The organism is Corynebacterium sp. Z-1 (assembly GCF_031844665.1).
Lineage (GTDB): Bacteria > Actinomycetota > Actinomycetes > Mycobacteriales > Mycobacteriaceae > Corynebacterium > Corynebacterium sanguinis.
Map to the genome: position 1 here is coordinate 1201343 of NZ_CP134621.1, position 14938 is coordinate 1216280.

Sequence of the window (14938 nt, forward strand, 5' to 3'; positions counted from 1 at the left end):
GGGATGGGGAATAGTAGAAGGCACCCACCCCAACGGGGGCGGGTGCCTTCACGAGTCGAGTAGACCCTACGCTGCTGTTGTCAACCGGGCCTTAGCGGCTGGTGAACGGCAGGAGAGCCATCTCGCGCGCGTTCTTCACAGCGGTAGCGACCTGGCGCTGCTGCTGCGGGGTCAGACCCGTGACGCGGCGGGAACGGATCTTGTGACGATCCGAGATGAACAGACGGAGGGTCTTGACGTCCTTGTAGTCGACCTTCTCAATGCCTTCGGCCTTGAGCGGGTTCTTCTTCGGGCGACGGGACTGCTCCATGCGCTGCTTGCGCTGGTTATTTCCACGCTTCATAGTTTTCGCTCCTCCTTACCACGAGGACTTACGGACGCCCGGAAGCTCACCGCGGTGAGCCATCTCGCGCATGCGGACACGGGACAGGCCGAACTTGCGGAGGTAGCCGCGGGGGCGCCCATCGTGCGAGTCACGGTTGCGCACGCGAGCCGGGGAAGCGTCGCGGGGCTGACGGTTGAGCTCAAACTGAGCCTCGAGACGGTCCTCATCGGACGTCTCTGCATTGCGGATGATTGCCTTGAGCTCAGCGCGACGCTCGGCGTAGCGGGCGACGATCTCCTTGCGCTTCTCGTTCTTGGCGATCTTAGACTTCTTAGCCATAAATTATCGCTCCTCGCGGAATTCGACGTGCTTGCGAACAACCGGGTCGTACTTCTTCAGCGTGATGCGATCCGGGTTGTTGCGCTTGTTCTTACGGGTCACGTAGGTGAACCCGGTGCCCGCGGTGCTCTTGAGCTTGATGATCGGGCGGATATCGTTACGTGCCATTAGATCTTCTCACCTCGTGCCCGGATGGACGCCACGACGGACTCGATGCCGTCACGGTCGATGATCTTAAGACCCTTGGTTGAAACGTTCAGGGTAATGGTACGGCCCTCGGAGGGCAGGTAGAACCGCTTCTTCTGCACGTTGGGGTTCCAACGGCGGGAGTGGCGGCGGTGCGAGTGCGAGACGGTCTTGCCGAACGACGGCTGACGTCCCGTGACCTGGCAATGTGCCGACATGGGTTGACTTCTTTCTCTTCTGCCGCCCACGCGCTGATTACCTGTGAGGGGGTGAGGTAGCAATCGGTTGACGCAGGCGTAAACGTGTACTTCGACAACAGCGAGAGTCAACTTTACAGTTTCCGGGGTTGTTTTCCTAATCGCTACCGCGCAGCGATCCGGATAGCCGGAGTGCTAGCACCGTGCGGTCGCGCGCACCGACTTTGCCCAGGATCCGGGACACGTGGTTCTTCACGGTTCCCTCCGCCAGGTGGAGCTGCGCCGCGATCTCCTGGTTGGTTTTGCCCTGCGCGATCAGTTCCGCCACGCCGCGTTCGGCGCGCGTCAAGATGGCGAGCTCGTTGGTCGGGGCTTCGTGGGCGAACCGCGCGATCCGCGGGTCGAGCACCAGCCCGCCGGCCGCCGCGTCCGCGATGGCGCGCGCGAACTGCTCCGGTGCGACGTCTTTGAGAATGTAGCCCGCGGCCCCCGCGCTCAACAGCGCCGAAACCAGCGAGGCGTCGTCGAAGGTGGTGAGCACCAGCACGGGAAATTCGGGCGCGCATTGCTTGACGACGCCCAACCCGTCGACCCCGGGCATCGCGGCGTCAGTGATGATGATGTCGACGGTGTGCTCGCGGGTGAGCGTCAGCGCTTCAGCTCCCGCGGTCGTTGCCGCGACAATGTCGATGCCGTCGATGGTGTCGGAGATCAGGCGCAAGCCGCGCAGCAGCATTTCGTGGTCGTCGATGAGCAACGCCCGAATCGGTGTTGTCTTCACCGCGCACCCCCTGCCACGGGAAAGCGCAGTGTGATACGGAACCCGCCGTCGATGCCGCCGTGCGCCTCGGAGGCGACATTGCCGCCGATTTTCTCGGCGCGCTCCTTCAGGGAGGTGATGCCAAAGCCGGGTGGTGTGTCGTTTCCCGATCCGTCGTCGGCGACGCTGACCGCGGTGTCGCTGAGCGTGATCACGGCGGTGTCCGCGCCCGCGTGGCGCACGACGTTCGTCAGCGCCTCCTGCACGAAGACCAGGGCGAGGGTGGCTACCTGCTCCGGCGGCGGGGTGCGCAGAGAGCTCTCGAGCGTGATGTCCACGCCTGTGCCCCGAAACCACTCGGCGAGCTGGCGGCACGTTGCGGTCAGGTCGCCGTCGACAAGCTCAAGTGGAGTGATTGCACGAACGGTGGTGCGCATCGCGTCGAGCGCGGCGGAAACGTGGCCGCGCAGGGTGCGCAGCTCCTCGGCGGCCGCATCGGGTTTGGTGGGCATGATGCGCCTGACTGCGTCGATGCCGTAGGCGATAATGGTCAGACGGTGCCCCAGGTTGTCGTGGAGACTGGTCGCCAAACGGTGGCGCTCCTGCGCCAGCGTGAGTTCGCGGACCCTGACATTGGCGGCGCGCAGCGCCTCCTCGCTGGCGAAAATCTGGTTCACCGTCCGCCCCAGCGCCACGCCGGCGACGGACACCACACAAGCGGCGACGAACTCGATGAGGATCTTTGCGGGATCGCTGCCGGCCTGAAGGTGAAGCGCGACGATGATGACAACGGGGATGATGGCGAAGACGCGCGAGGCGGTGTTACCGAGTGAGCGCGCAAGGGCCACGAAGCCGAGCCACAGGCCCATCACGCTGAGCGCGTTGTCACCGACCGCTAAGACGATGGTGCTCGCCGCTGCCACCGCGACGGCGGTGGCGGGGGAGGGGATGAACCGCCACAGCACCCACGCGCCGAGGAAGACGGCGAGAGACGCGCCGAGCGGGGCGAGCCGCGCCGTGGTGAGGGCAGCCGAATTCAACAGCAGCGCGACAAACAGGATGCAGAAATAGTCCAGGAAGCGCAGAAAGAACACCGAGGAAGTCTGTGCGGCGGCGGGCATGGCTCATAATCTACGTCGCCCACCCGTGACCGGGGTCATGGTGTCGGACGGTGAAAATCATGACCGTGGGCACTTTCGGGGCTCCCGTTATGCGCCGTAGCGTCACACACATGAGTACAACCGCCCTTTCTGGCGCGCGCCATGTCGGACTTGATGTCGCCCGCGGCATCGCAATTCTCGGCACCCTCGCCACCAACATCTGGATCTTTTCCGCGTCCGCCGCAGGTGAGAAGTCCCTGACCATGGAGGCGCTGTTCGGCAACGTCAACTTCACGTTGGCGCGCGAGGTTGGTTCCAACCCCAGCGTGGACGCCGTGATCAACGCTTTGCTGCACCTGATCACGGACGGCAAGTTCCTCGGACTGCTCACCATCATGTTCGGCATCGGGCTCGAGGTCCAGCGTCAGTCGGCCGAACGCCGCGGCCGACGCTGGCCCGGTGGTTATTACTGGCGCGCCGGGCTGCTCGCCGTCGAGGGTCTGATCAACTACATTTTCGTCTTCGAATTCGACGTGCTCATGGGCTACGGGCTCACGGCCCTCGCCGTCGCACCCATCCTGGCGCGTAGCGAGCGGGTGCAGAAGATCTTCATGTGGGTGGCATTAACCGTGCACGTCAGCGCGATCGTCGCCCTCGACGCCCTCCTCACTTTCTTTAGCTCCGCCATGCCAGACGGCGGGCAGGATGCACCTGAGGACACGATGCAGCTGGGTGTTCCCACCGACAACTACTGGGCAATGGTGCAGCACCGTGTGAGCCACTTCGTGGACGGCCGCCTCGAGATCCCGATCATGTTCATCATGGGCCTGGGCATATTCATCATCGGTGCGCGCCTCTACCGCGCCGGGTTGTTCGATCCCGCCCGCGCGGATCTGCGTCGCAAGGTGCTGGTTGTGGGCCTGGGCATCGGCCTGCCACTGGACTGGGGCATGCGCCTGTTTGCGACGTCCGCCGCGGCGATGACTACCCGCTACGTTACCTCCGCCATTGTCGCCTTCGGTGTCCTGGCGCTGGTCGCGGAATTCTACGTCCGCCGCGGCAACCGCCTCGGCGCGTTAGGGAAGGCCTTCGCTAACGTCGGACGCACCGCGTTGAGCTGCTACATCCTCCAAAACATCATCGCGTCGCTCGTGTTCTACGACTTTGGCCTGGGGCTTGCGCGCGTTACCTCCGGTGAGGGTCAGACGCTGCCCGTGCTCGGCATTTATGCACTGATCTGCCTCGGGTTGATGGCCGCGAGCAGCCTGTGGCTGCGCCGGTTCTCGCGAGGCCCGGTGGAGATTGTGATGCACCGGCTCGTCGACAAGCTTCAAGCAATTAGGCCAGCTCGCTCGTGACATGTAGGATATTTCGAGTTGTCCAGCGCCTGTTGGACCTTTGTTGGACCACGACCATTTTCGCACCCAACTCAGGCACGATTCGCCTAACGAATAGCCGCGCGGAACCGACCTGTAGTTCAATCCTGAGGGAGACGAATCAAGCAATGAAGAATGATATTCACCCGGATTACCATCCGGTGATCATCCAGGACGGTAACACGGGAAACAAGTTCCTGACCCGCTCCACGATGACCTCCGATCGCACCGAGCAGTGGGAAGACGGCAACGAGTACCCGCTCATCGTCGTTGACGTGACCTCCGAGTCCCACCCGTTCTGGACCGGCGCGCAGCGTCTCATGGACACTGCTGGCCGCGTTGAGAAGTTCAACCAGCGCTTCGGTGGCATGGCCCGCCGCAAGAAGAAGTCCGCGAACTAAGAACTAGAAGGTCGAAGGAATAAAAACTCACCATGGCTGTACAGAAATTCCGTAAGTCCCGCGCTAACACGCACTCGCGCCGCTCCCAGTGGAAGGCCGACAACCCCGACCTGCAGACCGTCAAGATCGACGGTCAGGAAGTGCGCATCCCGCGCCGCCTGGTCAAGGCCGCTCAGGCTGGCCTGATCGACGTCGAGCAGTTCTAAGAAAACGCTCATCCTTACTTAACCGGGTCCCCGCTTGCGGGGCCCGGTTTTGTCATTCAGGAAACGTTCAGGAAGTGTTATGCTACACGCTTTGCCCAGCGCAGAAGCGCCACAGGTGACGCGTGAACAATGTCGCACATGACAAATCCCATACCGCCCCAAGGCGTCTATCAGGTCAGCACCGCTCAGCCGCGCCCCGAGCCGCGCCGCCGCCCCGTTGTCGCGATCGCGCTCATCACGTCCCTCCTCGCCGGTGCCGGCGCGGGCTTCGCCGCCGGCACCATCTCCGGCAAGAACAACCAGGCCTACGTCAGCGACGCGCTCGACGCCAAGCCCGCCACCGACAACGCGCCCGCGCCCGAAGGCTCGGTCGAGGAGGTAGCGGCCACGGTCCTGCCCGCCGTTGTCTCGATCACGGTTGACTCCCCGCGCGGCAGCGCCGAGGGATCCGGCTCCATCATCTCCGCGGACGGGTACGTTCTGACCAACCACCACGTCATTGCGGAGGGCGCCGATGGCGCCAGGATCGCCGTCACGCTTAACGACGGCACCACGCACCCGGCCACCTACGTCGCCTCCGACGTCAACACCGACGTCGGCGTGCTCAAGATCGAGGGCGTCGACAACCTTCCCGTGATCCGCTTCGGCAACTCGGACGATCTGCGCGTGGGTCAGGAAGTCGTCGCCGTGGGCTCCCCGCTCGGCTTCTCCGCGACCGTGACCAGCGGCATCGTCTCCGCCCTCAACCGCCCCGTGCGCGCGTCACAGGGTGGCGGCGAGAGCTCGCTGATGGACGGCATCCAAACCGACGCGGCGATCAACCCCGGTAACTCCGGCGGCCCGCTTGTGGATATGAACGGCAACCTCGTGGGCATGAACTCAGTCATCGCGTCCATGGCCTCCGGGCCGCAAGGCGGCGCCGGCTCCATCGGCCTTGGTTTCGCCATCCCGGCGAACTTCGCGCAGCGCGTGGCCAAGCAGTTGATTGATACGGGCGAGGCGCGCCAGCCGATGCTCGGCGTCCAGGTCAGCATCGTCGACCAAGCGAACGGGGCGACGGTGGCCGGGGTGGAGCCAGGTAGCCCCGCTGACGCGGCCGGGATCAAGACGGGCGACGTGATCACCCGGTTGAATGATCGCCCCATCGATTCGGCTGACGCGTTGATCGCGGCCACCCGATCGCAGGACTTCGGCGAGACCGTGACCTTGGAAGTTAGCTCCGAGGGGGACCCAGATCCGAGAACAGTAGATGTGACGCTCAGTTCGGAGTAAGTTCATATCTGCACACCGCCCGTCGGGGCCTTAAAAGGATCAACAGAAGGGGAAAGCCCATGCCCAACGCAATGGACGCACTGGAGCTGCGCGAACCAGACGATGCTTTCCTCATGGCGACAGAACTAGAGGACAACGCCCCAGTCCCGCCGTGCGCGCTCGTCGTGCTAGTCTCCGACCACCGCTACGACGACCCGGCGGACGACACGCACAAGCTCGTCGGCGAGCTGCTCGCGGAGGCGGGTTTCCTCGTCGACGCCGTTGTGCGCGTCAAATCGAAGAAGTCGGACATCCGCAAGGCGATCGAGACCGGTGTGGTCGGCGGTGTCGACTTGGTCCTGACCATCGGCGGCACCGGGGTCGGCCCGCGCGATAAGACCCCGGAGGCGACACGCGCCGTGATCGACAAGATGGTTCCGGGCGTCGGCCAGGCGATTCGCTCCTCCGGCCAGACCTGCGGCGCGCTCGACGCCGCTACCTCGCGTGGGATCTGTGGCGTGTCGGGCTCGACGGTGGTGTTGAACCTGGCGGCGAGCCGCGAGGCGATCCGCGACGGCGTGTCCACCTTCCGCCCGCTTGTTGCTTACCTGATTGCGGACTTGAACAAGTACAGCGTATAAATCCAGTGCCCGCACCGCAACGAAAAAGGCGGCGCGCAAAGCGCACCGCTGATGTGGAGTACGACCGCAGCGCCGACACAGTCTCACCGCGGCCGCGTGACGACGACCAGTTTGTGGTCTTTGATGATGACGCCGCGCCCCCGCTGAGTGATCTGGAATCCCTCGAGGACGAGCGCCCGCCGCACTACGGCAGCTGAGTGGGAGGAAGCTCTGTCGGGCCCTTGCGGTCTGCAAGGAGGTCGCGAATCTCGGTGAGCAGCTCGACGTCGGTCGGGGCGGGCTCGGACTCGCTGATGCCGTGACGGCGCTTCTGTACCTCGTCGAGCTTGTTCATCGGCGCGACGATGAAGAAGTACACCACGGCGGCGATGAGCAGGAAGTTGATCACGGCGGTGAGCAGCGCGCCGAAGTTGAGGCGGGTCTCTGGGTTGCCCTCAATGAGGGTGTAGCCGAAGCCGAACTCCGCCCCGCCGAGAACGGAGATGAGCGGGTTGATGATGTTGGTTGAGAACGCTGTCACGATCGCGGTGAAGGCGGAGCCAATGACAACACCGACCGCGAGGTCGATGACGTTGCCACGCATAACAAATTCTTTAAAGCCTTTAAGCATGGGACATATCCTAGACACACAATCGATCAGGTTCCGCCCAGCACCACCGTTAACGGTGTCGCCAGCGATGCTGCGGCGACAGCAGCCGCTTGCGTGTTCGGGAGAAGAAGCATCACTGTGCCCTCTTCAGCGCCCGCGACGACGACTTTTGCGCCGGTGGCAATGGTGTGCGGCTGCGCCCCGTCCGGGGACATGGTGACCACGCTCACCGTCGCCCCGTGGTGCAGCATCGGGATGATGTCCGGCTCGGCAAGCGCGACGGGAACCAGAGAGTACGTCTCCGGGGCCTGCTCGCCGACGAGCTCGGCCGCCAGGTCCGGCCCGACCAGCCGCGTCGATGTAACCACCTCGCCGCGGGACGCGGGCGCGGCGAGGATCTGGCCTGCGGCGGCGTCGATATCCTTCAGCGCGTTGTCGGGCACAGCGTCGGCGGGAAACCGGCGCAGCTCCAGGTGTGCAGGTTCGAGCACGTCGCCGGCGGAGGCGGGCTGGGCGAAGGCCAGCACCAGCGGGTCGGCACCGCGGCTTACTACCGCGCTGGCCACGGCGGCGAGGAGCAGTACTGCGGCCAGGGCGCGCCGCAGCGCGACGCTGCGGCGGTACCCGGGCTCGCGCAGGGTCTCAAACAGGCTCGATGCGTCTTTCACACCCCTATTGGACTGCCCGCGGGCCGGAGAGGTTCCCGCCTAGAGCTCGAGGATGCCGTCTTCGGTGATCACCGCGTCGACGGGGACGTCGTGAGGGTCGTGCGGGACGGCGTCGACAAGCTCGCGCGCGTACACGACGGCGATGGTGGGTACCTCGAGGCCAGCGAGCGCGCGGTCGTAGTAGCCGGCGCCCTTGCCCAGGCGCATCCCGGAGCGGTCGACGGCGAGCGCGGGCACGATGATCGCCCTGCAGGAACGCAGCACCCGGGAGTTGAACCGCGCGCCAGCCGGTTCGGCAATCCCCAACGCGCCGGGCACCAGCGCTGCGGTGTAGGGCGCCCAAGCGAGCACCCCGTCGGCCAGCGAGATCGGGAGAAACAGCGTGCGGCACGCAGTGGCCAGCTCGGCGACGAAGCCCGCACCGCCCGGCTCCGAGGCCAGCGGGTGGTAGGCGGCGGCGTTGACGGCACCAGCGGCGAGGAGGTAGCGCACCGCGTGAGCCGAAATCGCGCGGTCGAGGTCGCGTTTGAGCTCGGGGTGGGCGCGGAGGTGCCCTCGATAAGCATGGTGCTCATCGCGCATCTCGTGCTTTGACGTCATGGGCGTATTGTCGCACAGGGCAAAGGCCTGGGTCGCTCGCAAATCACGCGTGAGGCGCGGGTATGCTTCTGATATATGCGTACAACCAGTGAACGCCCCGCGCCCGGGATCAGGACCGTTGTCGTGCCCGCGGCTGGCATGGGCACAAGGTTCCTGCCAGCGACAAAGACCGTCCCTAAGGAGCTCTTGCCCGTAGTGGACACCCCCGGCATTGAGCTCATCGCCGAGGAGGCGGCTCAGGCCGGCGCGAAGCGGCTCGCGATCATCACCGCTCCCGAAAAGCAGGAGATCATTCGCCACTTCGGTCAGTTCGAGTACCTCTGCGAGACGCTCGCCGAGCGCGGCAAGACTGCCCAGGTGGAGAAAGTCGCGCGCGCGGCCAAGCTCATCGACGCCGTCGCGGTGGTGCAGGACAAGCCGCTCGGCCTCGGGCACGCGGTGGGCTGCGCGGAATCGGCTCTTGACGCAGATGAAGACGTCGTCGCGGTCATGCTGCCCGACGACCTCGTGCTGCCGGGCGGCGTGATGGAGAAGATGGCCCAGGTGCGCGCCGAGCTTGGCGGGTCCGTGCTCTGCGCGTTCAACGTCACTCCCGACGAGGTGTTCAACTACGGCGTCTTCGACATCGAGGAAATCGACGCTGACTTCGACGGCTTCGAGGTGAAAAAGGTCCGCGGCATGGTGGAGAAGCCCGCCAAGGAAGAGGCGCCCTCCACGCTCGTTGCCACGGGCCGCTACCTGCTCGACCGCGGCATCTTCGACGCACTGCGCCGCATCACCCCCGGCAAGGGCGGGGAGCTGCAGCTTACCGACGCCATCGCGCTGATGATCGAGGAAGGCCACCCCGTCCACGTGGTCGTGCACGACGGCAAGCGCCACGACTTGGGCAACCCGGCGGGCTACATCCCCGCCAACGTCGACTTCGGCCTGCGCGACGAGAAGTACGGCCCGGCTCTCTACACCGCGATCAAGGCGATCCTGCGCGAGTACGAATCCGAAATGTAGTCTTCCACCATGAGTGCGACACCCCCGAACCCGTCCGCGGCTATGCGCAGCGTGGAGCAGCAGCTGGCGATGGTGGTCGACGCTGCGCTGATGCCGGAGCCCATCCGTGTCTCCATCACGGATGGGCTCGGCCTGATGTGCGCCGAGGAAGTCGCCGCTTCCAGCCCGCTGCCCGGGTTCGCCCAGGCGGCCGTCGACGGCTACGCGGTGCGCGCGGTCGACGTCGGCGGGGGAGTGGCGCTGGGTTCCACCACCGCCGGCAACGAGCAGCCGGTGGAACGTTCCCTGCCCGTGGTGGGCGAGGTTGCGGCCGGCTCGCAGAAGCCGCTGCGCCTGCAGCCCAAGCAGGCCGTGAAGGTGGCCACGGGTGCGCCGCTGCCCACGCTTGCCGACGCCGTCCTGCCCCTGCAGTGGAGCGACCGCGGACGCAAGCGCATGACCCCGTCGCGCCCCGTGCGCACCGGCGACTTCGTGCGCAAGGCCGGCGACGACATCCAACCCGGCGATGTTGCCGTGCGCCAGGGCTCGGTGATCGGCCCGGCGCAGATCGGCCTGCTCGCCGCCGCGGGCCGCAACAAGGTGCTGGTGTACCCGCGTCCCCGCGTCACCGTCATGGCCTACGGCCTCGAGCTCGTCGACATCGAGCGCAGCCCAGGCCTCGGCCAGGTCTACGACGTCGCCTCCTACGCGGTCGCGGCGGCAGCGATTGAGGCCGGGGCCACCGTGACCCGCGCCGGAATTATCAACGCCGAGCCGCGCAGGTTGAAGGAAACGGTCGCCCACCAGGCGTCGAGAAGCGAAATGCTCATCATCACGGGCGCTGTCGGGGGCAGCTCCGCGGCGCCGCTGCAGGAGGTGCTTCGCGAGCTCGGGGAGATCGACACCACGCGCGTGGCCATGCACCCCGGATCGGTACAGGGCTACGGGCTGGTGGGCGAGGAGCGCGTGCCCGTGTTTTTGCTGCCGACGAACGCGGTCAGCTCGCTGGTCATCTTCGAGACGCTGATCCGCCCGGCGATCCGGCAGTCTCTGGGCAAGGCGACGCCGACACGGCGCAGCGTCCAGGCGCGCTCGCTCGGGCCGATCAACTCGCTCCCCGGACGCCTCGGCCTCGTGCGCGGGCGGCTCATGCGTGACGCGGAAACAGGCGACTACCTGGTCCAGCGGCTCAGCGGCGCCGAGGGCGCGCCCGCGCACCTTCTCGCCGGCTTCGCGGAGGCCAACGCGCTGATCCGCATCCCTGACGACGTCACCGAGGTCCGCCCCGGCGACCTCGTCGACGTCGAGTTCCTGCAGCAGCGGTAGCGGGCCATGCTTGCATTTCTCGGCCTCAGCTCGGGCGGGTTCCACCCCGGGTGGCCCGAAGCGACGCCCGCGGTGTTCCTCCCCGACGGTGCCCGACTGCGGCTGCGCGAGCTGCGCGCCGGCGACGGTACCGACTGGGCGCGCTACCGCGTGGCCGACGAGCGCTGGCTCAAGCCCGTCGAGCCGACCGTGCCCACCTCATGGGCGGGCGCGCACACCCGCGGTGCTTGGCGCTCCACCTACTCCAACCTGCGCCGACTCGCCCTCGACGGGGTGGTCGTGCCCCTGGTCATCGAGCTAGACGGCCGCTTTGCCGGCCAGGTCACGCTGGGCAACATCCAGCACGGCTCCGTCTCCGAATGCTGGATCGGCTACTGGGTCCACTCGGCCTTCATGGGCCGCGGCGTGGCGACGGCCGCTTGTGCGCTCGGCACCGACCACGCCTTCGGGCGCGTCGGCATGCACCGGGTCACCGCGACCTACCTGCCCGACAACCCGGCCTCGGGCAAAGTGCTTGTGGCCAACGGCTACCGCCAAGAGGGTTACATGCGCCGCAACCTGCACATCGACGGGCAGTGGCGCGACCACCACTTCGTGGCGCTCAACGCGGACGACTACCACTCCACGGCCCTGGCCCGGTTGATCGCCGAGGGCAGGGTACGGCGTGGCTGAAAGGCACAGAGGTTTCGGGCCGATAACCTTACAACCCGACTCCATTGTTTAATCCCCGCTGCAAGAAAGGTGGCCTCCCCACATGGGCAGCCTCAGCCTCATCATCGTGCTGATCATCGTCGTCTGGGTGATCGTCCTGGCCCCGATCGTCATGGGCAACAACAAGCCGATCCGCCACTCCGGCGACGGCTATGATGCCACCCGGGTGCTGCACGCCGGCGGCAGCGAGCCGGTGGCGCAGCGCCGCCGCCCCAAGCTCTCCGCCGCCGACGTGCACCGCCACGACGACTCCGCGGTGGCCGACTACGAGGTCGTCGAGGCTGAAGCGGCGCCGCTGGCCAGTACCGGCGGCTCCACCGCGATTAGCCTGCGTGTCGACGAGCCCGAGCAGGAACACATCGACGGCGAGGTCGTCGTCGAGGAGGAGCAGCCCGCCCCCTCGGGATCCACCGCGTGGTCGGTGCTTCAGGCTGAGGCGGACGATGCGGGCGACATCGAGCAGGACCACTACGAGGTCGACGACTCCTACGCCTCCCCGGGCGACTACGGCTATGCCGACGAGCAGCTCGTTGTCGAGGACGAGGTCACGGCTGCTCCGGCAGCGGAGGACGACACCGAGCAGATCGAGGACCACTCTGAGCTCACCGCCGAGGAGATCGCGTTCGCGCAGAACCGCCGCGGCCGCGGCGGCTGGGACCCAGAGCGCGAGCACGCGGCTCGCGAGGACAGGTTCAAGCGCCGCCAGCGCACGCTGCTCGGTCTCATCGTCGCCGACGTCATCGCCGTGGTTTTCGCGTTCGTGGTCGGCGGCTGGGCCTGGGTCGTGCCGGCGATCACGGTTGCGCTGACGGTCTGGTTCATGGTGGTGCTGCGTTCCGTGGTGAAGCAGGAACGCGCCCTGCACGCGCGCCGCGTGCGCCAGCTGCGCCGCGCTCGGATGGGTGTGGTGACCTCCGCCGACTCCGCGGCGCTGCCGCGTGAGCGCCGCGTGCCCGGCGCCGTCATCGTCGAGCTTGACGACGAAAGCCCCGATTTCGCGAACCTCGACTACCACTACGCAGCACCGGCAGCCGTGAGCTACGAGTACGACGACTACCACCGCGCTAGCTAGTGAGCCGCGCGGTCCTTATCGTCGCGCTGCTCAACCTCGCCTACTTCGTCGTCGAGGTTGTCGCCGCGGCGGCGCTCGGCTCCGCGGCGTTGCTCGCCGACTCCGTCGATTTCCTGGAAGACACCGCGATCAACCTGCTGGTTTTCGTCGCGGTGGCGTGGCCGGCGGCGCGCAGGCGGGTTGCTGCGAAGGTGCTCGCCGGCCTGATCGTCCTTCCCGCCATCGCAGCACTAGTGATGGTGGTGTACAAGGTGCTCAACCCCGTGCCACCGGCCCCGGAGGGCCTCACCCTCGTTGCGGCAGGCGCGCTGGTAGTCAACGTCATCTGCGCGCTGATTTTGCTCAAGGTGCGCGGCACCGGGGTCGCTCTGGCCACCGGGGCTTGGCTCGCCGCGCGTAACGACGCCCTATCTAACGTCCTGATCATCATCGCGGGCTTGCTCACCTTCGTCTACGCCACGGCGTGGTTCGACATCGCCGTCGGTTTGATCATCGCGGTGCTCAACCTCTCGGCCGCGAAGGAGGTCTGGGAGGAGGCGGACTAGGCCTGGGCGCTGCCTTCCGGGGTGGCGTGGTCCTGGTCGACGATGACGTGCAGGACGGCGACGTGGGCGTCGTCAAGCGCGGCGAACGCGCGCTGCACGGCACCGTCGACTTCGTCGTCGCGGCTGACCGTCTCCGCCCACGCACCCATCGCCTGGGCCCAGGCGGCGAAGTCCGGGTTGGATAGCTGTGTGCCCTCCACCCGGCCCGGGAAGTGCTTCTCCTGATGAGCGCGGATCGTGCCGTACTGCTGGTTGTCCACCACCACAATCAGCATCGGAGCCTCGTAGCGCACCGCGGTGACGATCTCTTGGCCGTTCATCAGCAGCTCCCCGTCGCCCGCGAAGACCACCACGGTCCTCTCCGGCAGCGCGAGCTTCGCGGCCAAACCAGCGGCGACGGAGTAGCCCATGGAGCCCAGGCGCGGGGCAAGCATAGAGGGGAAGCGCCGCGTGGGGAAGAAGCGCTGCGGCCAGAAGCAGTGGTTACCGGCGCCGAACGCAGTGAGCGCGGTGTCGTCGAGTCGGGCCGTGACCTGTTCGAGGACGTGGTAGAAATCCACCGCGCCCTCGGGCAGGTTGGCGAAACGCTCCTCCGGGGCGGGGATGGCGGAAAACTCGGCGTGAATATTGCGGGCTTTGGCGAACCATTGAGTGGTGTCCGGCTTGGAATCTAGCGCGATCTCGTCGATCACCTGGGCAAAAGCGTGCGGGTCGGCGAGGACGTGGTGGGTCAGCGCTCCGGAGGAGCCCTTAAGTCCGGCGTCGGAGTTGACCACGATGTTGACCGCATCGAGGGACTGGCGCAGCGTGAAGTTGTCGGTGGGCTTGTCCCACAGCTTCGCGCCGATGCACAGCAGCACGTCGGCCTCCTCCAGCAACCGCGCCGTCTCCTCGTTGCGGGCGGTACCCAGCCAGCCCGCGTTGGCGGGGGAGTCGAAGTCGATGCGGTCGGTCGAGCGCATGTCGTTGACCACGGGGATGGAGTAGCGCTCGGCGAAGCTCTGCACCGCATCGCAGGCCTGCTGGGTCCAGCCCTGGCCGCCTTCGAAGATGAGCGGGGTGCGGGCGCCGCGTAGTGCTTCGGTGATGATCGCGATGTCGTGGTCCGCCACCGCGCCCTGCGCGGTGGCCATCGGCCCCGCGATCTCCCCGGTTAACTCCTCGAGCAGCACGTCCTCGGGCAGGCCGACGACGACCGGGCCGCGCCGACCCGACTGGGCGAGGTGGAACGCGTTGGCGACGACACGGCTGGCGCGCTGCGCGTCGTCGACGACGAACACGCCCTTGGTGATGTCGCCGAACCACACGTTGATGTCGAACTCTTGGAACGACTCCCGGTAGCGGTCCTTCACCGGCACGAGGCCGACGAAAAGAATGAGGGGGACCTCGTCTTGCCACGCCGTGTAGACGCCAATCTTAGCGTTCGCCGCGCCGGGGCCGCGGGTGACCATGGCCACGCCCGCGCGGCCGGTGGCCTTGCCGTGCGCCTCGGCGGCGTAGGCGGCGCCGCCCTCGTGGCGGCACACGACGGAGGCGATGGAGCTGTCGTGCATCCCGTCGAGCACCGCGAGGAAACTCTCCCCGGGGACCATAAACACGTGCGAGACGTGGTGTGCTTCAAGGGACTGTGCGATGGCCGCTCCGACATGCATGGATACCAC

At 66.5% G+C, this 14938-nt stretch carries 21 protein-coding genes; 11 read left to right on the forward strand and 10 right to left on the reverse strand.

Annotated elements, in window-relative coordinates; all coding sequences use genetic code 11:
- Positions 1-91: 91 nt before the first annotated feature.
- The 6 genes from rpsR to RIU96_RS05895 all read right to left on the reverse strand — a co-directional run bounded on the left by rpsR (position 92) and on the right by RIU96_RS05895 (position 2928).
- The gene (rpsR, locus tag RIU96_RS05870) at positions 92-343 is read right to left on the reverse strand and encodes a 30S ribosomal protein S18 (protein ID WP_006841074.1); all 252 of its coding nucleotides are present in this window, start codon (positions 341-343) and stop codon (positions 92-94) included.
- A gap of 15 nt (positions 344-358) precedes the next feature.
- Positions 359-664 carry a 30S ribosomal protein S14 gene (gene rpsN / locus RIU96_RS05875; protein ID WP_259823859.1) on the reverse strand — a complete coding sequence of 102 codons (306 nt, stop codon included), beginning with the start codon at positions 662-664 and terminating at the stop codon, positions 359-361.
- Positions 665-667: 3 nt separating this feature from the next.
- Positions 668-832 (reverse strand): 50S ribosomal protein L33, encoded by a 165-nt coding sequence (rpmG, locus tag RIU96_RS05880; RefSeq protein WP_006841072.1) that lies wholly within the window; start codon positions 830-832, stop codon positions 668-670.
- Positions 832-1068, reverse strand: coding sequence for a 50S ribosomal protein L28 (gene rpmB, locus RIU96_RS05885; RefSeq protein WP_136649933.1), 237 nt, complete (start codon positions 1066-1068; stop codon positions 832-834). The genes rpmG and rpmB overlap by 1 nt, the downstream gene beginning before the upstream one ends.
- 136 nt (positions 1069-1204) lie before the next feature.
- Positions 1205-1828: a response regulator gene (locus RIU96_RS05890; protein ID WP_259823861.1), complete on the reverse strand. Its 624-nt coding sequence runs from the start codon at positions 1826-1828 to the stop codon at positions 1205-1207.
- A complete protein-coding gene (locus RIU96_RS05895; RefSeq protein WP_144317239.1) occupies positions 1825-2928 on the reverse strand; it encodes a sensor histidine kinase in 1104 nt (367 codons plus the stop codon). The genes RIU96_RS05890 and RIU96_RS05895 overlap by 4 nt, the downstream gene beginning before the upstream one ends.
- 110 nt (positions 2929-3038) lie before the next feature.
- Here RIU96_RS05895 and RIU96_RS05900 point away from each other — a divergent pair, with 110 nt between their 5' ends.
- The 6 genes from RIU96_RS05900 (at position 3039) to RIU96_RS05925 (ending at position 6979) form a co-directional block, all read left to right on the forward strand.
- Positions 3039-4265, forward strand: a complete 1227-nt coding sequence (locus RIU96_RS05900; RefSeq protein WP_259822275.1) for a DUF418 domain-containing protein — start codon at positions 3039-3041, stop codon at positions 4263-4265.
- Between the two features lie 146 nt (positions 4266-4411).
- Complete coding sequence (locus RIU96_RS05905) at positions 4412-4684, forward strand: type B 50S ribosomal protein L31 (RefSeq protein WP_006841067.1); 273 nt, start codon at positions 4412-4414, stop codon at positions 4682-4684.
- 32 nt (positions 4685-4716) lie between these two features.
- Entirely contained in the window at positions 4717-4890 is a 174-nt protein-coding gene (rpmF, locus tag RIU96_RS05910; RefSeq protein WP_006841066.1) for a 50S ribosomal protein L32, read from the forward strand.
- A gap of 138 nt (positions 4891-5028) precedes the next feature.
- Positions 5029-6162 carry a S1C family serine protease gene (locus tag RIU96_RS05915; protein ID WP_309485251.1) on the forward strand — a complete coding sequence of 378 codons (1134 nt, stop codon included), beginning with the start codon at positions 5029-5031 and terminating at the stop codon, positions 6160-6162.
- Between the two features lie 59 nt (positions 6163-6221).
- Complete coding sequence (locus RIU96_RS05920; RefSeq protein ID WP_144741434.1) at positions 6222-6782, forward strand: MogA/MoaB family molybdenum cofactor biosynthesis protein; 561 nt, start codon at positions 6222-6224, stop codon at positions 6780-6782.
- Positions 6783-6787: 5 nt separating this feature from the next.
- The gene (locus RIU96_RS05925; protein ID WP_144823151.1) at positions 6788-6979 is read left to right on the forward strand and encodes a hypothetical protein; all 192 of its coding nucleotides are present in this window, start codon (positions 6788-6790) and stop codon (positions 6977-6979) included.
- Here RIU96_RS05925 and mscL read toward each other — a convergent pair.
- Genes mscL through RIU96_RS05940 form a run of 3 tightly spaced genes read right to left on the reverse strand, consistent with a single transcriptional unit; the run spans position 6967 to position 8639 of the window.
- Positions 6967-7392 carry a large conductance mechanosensitive channel protein MscL gene (gene mscL, locus RIU96_RS05930; protein ID WP_259807108.1) on the reverse strand — a complete coding sequence of 142 codons (426 nt, stop codon included), beginning with the start codon at positions 7390-7392 and terminating at the stop codon, positions 6967-6969. The genes RIU96_RS05925 and mscL overlap by 13 nt on opposite strands.
- Before the next feature lie 26 nt (positions 7393-7418).
- Positions 7419-8039 (reverse strand): SAF domain-containing protein, encoded by a 621-nt coding sequence (locus RIU96_RS05935; protein ID WP_144741425.1) that lies wholly within the window; start codon positions 8037-8039, stop codon positions 7419-7421.
- Positions 8040-8078: 39 nt separating this feature from the next.
- Positions 8079-8639: a 5-formyltetrahydrofolate cyclo-ligase gene (locus tag RIU96_RS05940; RefSeq protein ID WP_258562659.1), complete on the reverse strand. Its 561-nt coding sequence runs from the start codon at positions 8637-8639 to the stop codon at positions 8079-8081.
- A gap of 75 nt (positions 8640-8714) precedes the next feature.
- On the opposite strand from RIU96_RS05940, the gene RIU96_RS05945 reads away from it, so the two are divergent.
- The 5 genes from RIU96_RS05945 (at position 8715) to RIU96_RS05965 (ending at position 13277) form a co-directional block, all read left to right on the forward strand.
- Positions 8715-9644, forward strand: a complete 930-nt coding sequence (locus RIU96_RS05945) for a UTP--glucose-1-phosphate uridylyltransferase (RefSeq protein WP_144823145.1) — start codon at positions 8715-8717, stop codon at positions 9642-9644.
- Positions 9645-9686: 42 nt separating this feature from the next.
- The gene (glp, locus tag RIU96_RS05950; protein WP_144823174.1) at positions 9687-10949 is read left to right on the forward strand and encodes a molybdotransferase-like divisome protein Glp; all 1263 of its coding nucleotides are present in this window, start codon (positions 9687-9689) and stop codon (positions 10947-10949) included.
- A 6-nt stretch (positions 10950-10955) separates the two neighbouring features.
- Positions 10956-11621, forward strand: coding sequence for a GNAT family N-acetyltransferase (locus tag RIU96_RS05955; RefSeq protein ID WP_136649942.1), 666 nt, complete (start codon positions 10956-10958; stop codon positions 11619-11621).
- Between the two features lie 82 nt (positions 11622-11703).
- Positions 11704-12732 (forward strand): divisome protein SepX/GlpR, encoded by a 1029-nt coding sequence (gene glpR / locus RIU96_RS05960; protein WP_144741416.1) that lies wholly within the window; start codon positions 11704-11706, stop codon positions 12730-12732.
- The gene (locus RIU96_RS05965; protein ID WP_144741413.1) at positions 12732-13277 is read left to right on the forward strand and encodes a cation efflux transmembrane domain-containing protein; all 546 of its coding nucleotides are present in this window, start codon (positions 12732-12734) and stop codon (positions 13275-13277) included. Before glpR ends, RIU96_RS05965 begins: the two co-directional genes overlap by 1 nt.
- Here the strand turns inward: RIU96_RS05965 and RIU96_RS05970 are convergent.
- The gene (locus RIU96_RS05970; RefSeq protein ID WP_144741410.1) at positions 13274-14929 is read right to left on the reverse strand and encodes a thiamine pyrophosphate-dependent enzyme; all 1656 of its coding nucleotides are present in this window, start codon (positions 14927-14929) and stop codon (positions 13274-13276) included. The genes RIU96_RS05965 and RIU96_RS05970 overlap by 4 nt on opposite strands.
- Between the last annotated feature and the right edge of the window lie 9 nt (positions 14930-14938).

What these genes read in the sequence shown, in the direction of transcription:
- rpsR (WP_006841074.1), bottom strand. Translation starts at nt 343, where the DNA reads ATGAAGCGTGGAAATAACCAGCGCAAGCAGCGCATGGAGCAGTCCCGT.
- rpsN (WP_259823859.1), bottom strand. Translation starts at nt 664, where the DNA reads ATGGCTAAGAAGTCTAAGATCGCCAAGAACGAGAAGCGCAAGGAGATC.
- rpmG (WP_006841072.1), bottom strand. Translation starts at nt 832, where the DNA reads ATGGCACGTAACGATATCCGCCCGATCATCAAGCTCAAGAGCACCGCG.
- rpmB (WP_136649933.1), bottom strand. Translation starts at nt 1,068, where the DNA reads ATGTCGGCACATTGCCAGGTCACGGGACGTCAGCCGTCGTTCGGCAAG.
- RIU96_RS05895 (WP_144317239.1), bottom strand. Translation starts at nt 2,928, where the DNA reads ATGCCCGCCGCCGCACAGACTTCCTCGGTGTTCTTTCTGCGCTTCCTG.
- RIU96_RS05900 (WP_259822275.1), top strand. Translation starts at nt 3,039, where the DNA reads ATGAGTACAACCGCCCTTTCTGGCGCGCGCCATGTCGGACTTGATGTC.
- RIU96_RS05905 (WP_006841067.1), top strand. Translation starts at nt 4,412, where the DNA reads ATGAAGAATGATATTCACCCGGATTACCATCCGGTGATCATCCAGGAC.
- rpmF (WP_006841066.1), top strand. Translation starts at nt 4,717, where the DNA reads ATGGCTGTACAGAAATTCCGTAAGTCCCGCGCTAACACGCACTCGCGC.
- RIU96_RS05915 (WP_309485251.1), top strand. Translation starts at nt 5,029, where the DNA reads ATGACAAATCCCATACCGCCCCAAGGCGTCTATCAGGTCAGCACCGCT.
- RIU96_RS05920 (WP_144741434.1), top strand. Translation starts at nt 6,222, where the DNA reads ATGCCCAACGCAATGGACGCACTGGAGCTGCGCGAACCAGACGATGCT.
- mscL (WP_259807108.1), bottom strand. Translation starts at nt 7,392, where the DNA reads ATGCTTAAAGGCTTTAAAGAATTTGTTATGCGTGGCAACGTCATCGAC.
- RIU96_RS05940 (WP_258562659.1), bottom strand. Translation starts at nt 8,639, where the DNA reads ATGACGTCAAAGCACGAGATGCGCGATGAGCACCATGCTTATCGAGGG.
- RIU96_RS05945 (WP_144823145.1), top strand. Translation starts at nt 8,715, where the DNA reads ATGCGTACAACCAGTGAACGCCCCGCGCCCGGGATCAGGACCGTTGTC.
- glp (WP_144823174.1), top strand. Translation starts at nt 9,687, where the DNA reads ATGCGCAGCGTGGAGCAGCAGCTGGCGATGGTGGTCGACGCTGCGCTG.
- RIU96_RS05955 (WP_136649942.1), top strand. Translation starts at nt 10,956, where the DNA reads ATGCTTGCATTTCTCGGCCTCAGCTCGGGCGGGTTCCACCCCGGGTGG.
- glpR (WP_144741416.1), top strand. Translation starts at nt 11,704, where the DNA reads ATGGGCAGCCTCAGCCTCATCATCGTGCTGATCATCGTCGTCTGGGTG.
- RIU96_RS05970 (WP_144741410.1), bottom strand. Translation starts at nt 14,929, where the DNA reads ATGCATGTCGGAGCGGCCATCGCACAGTCCCTTGAAGCACACCACGTC.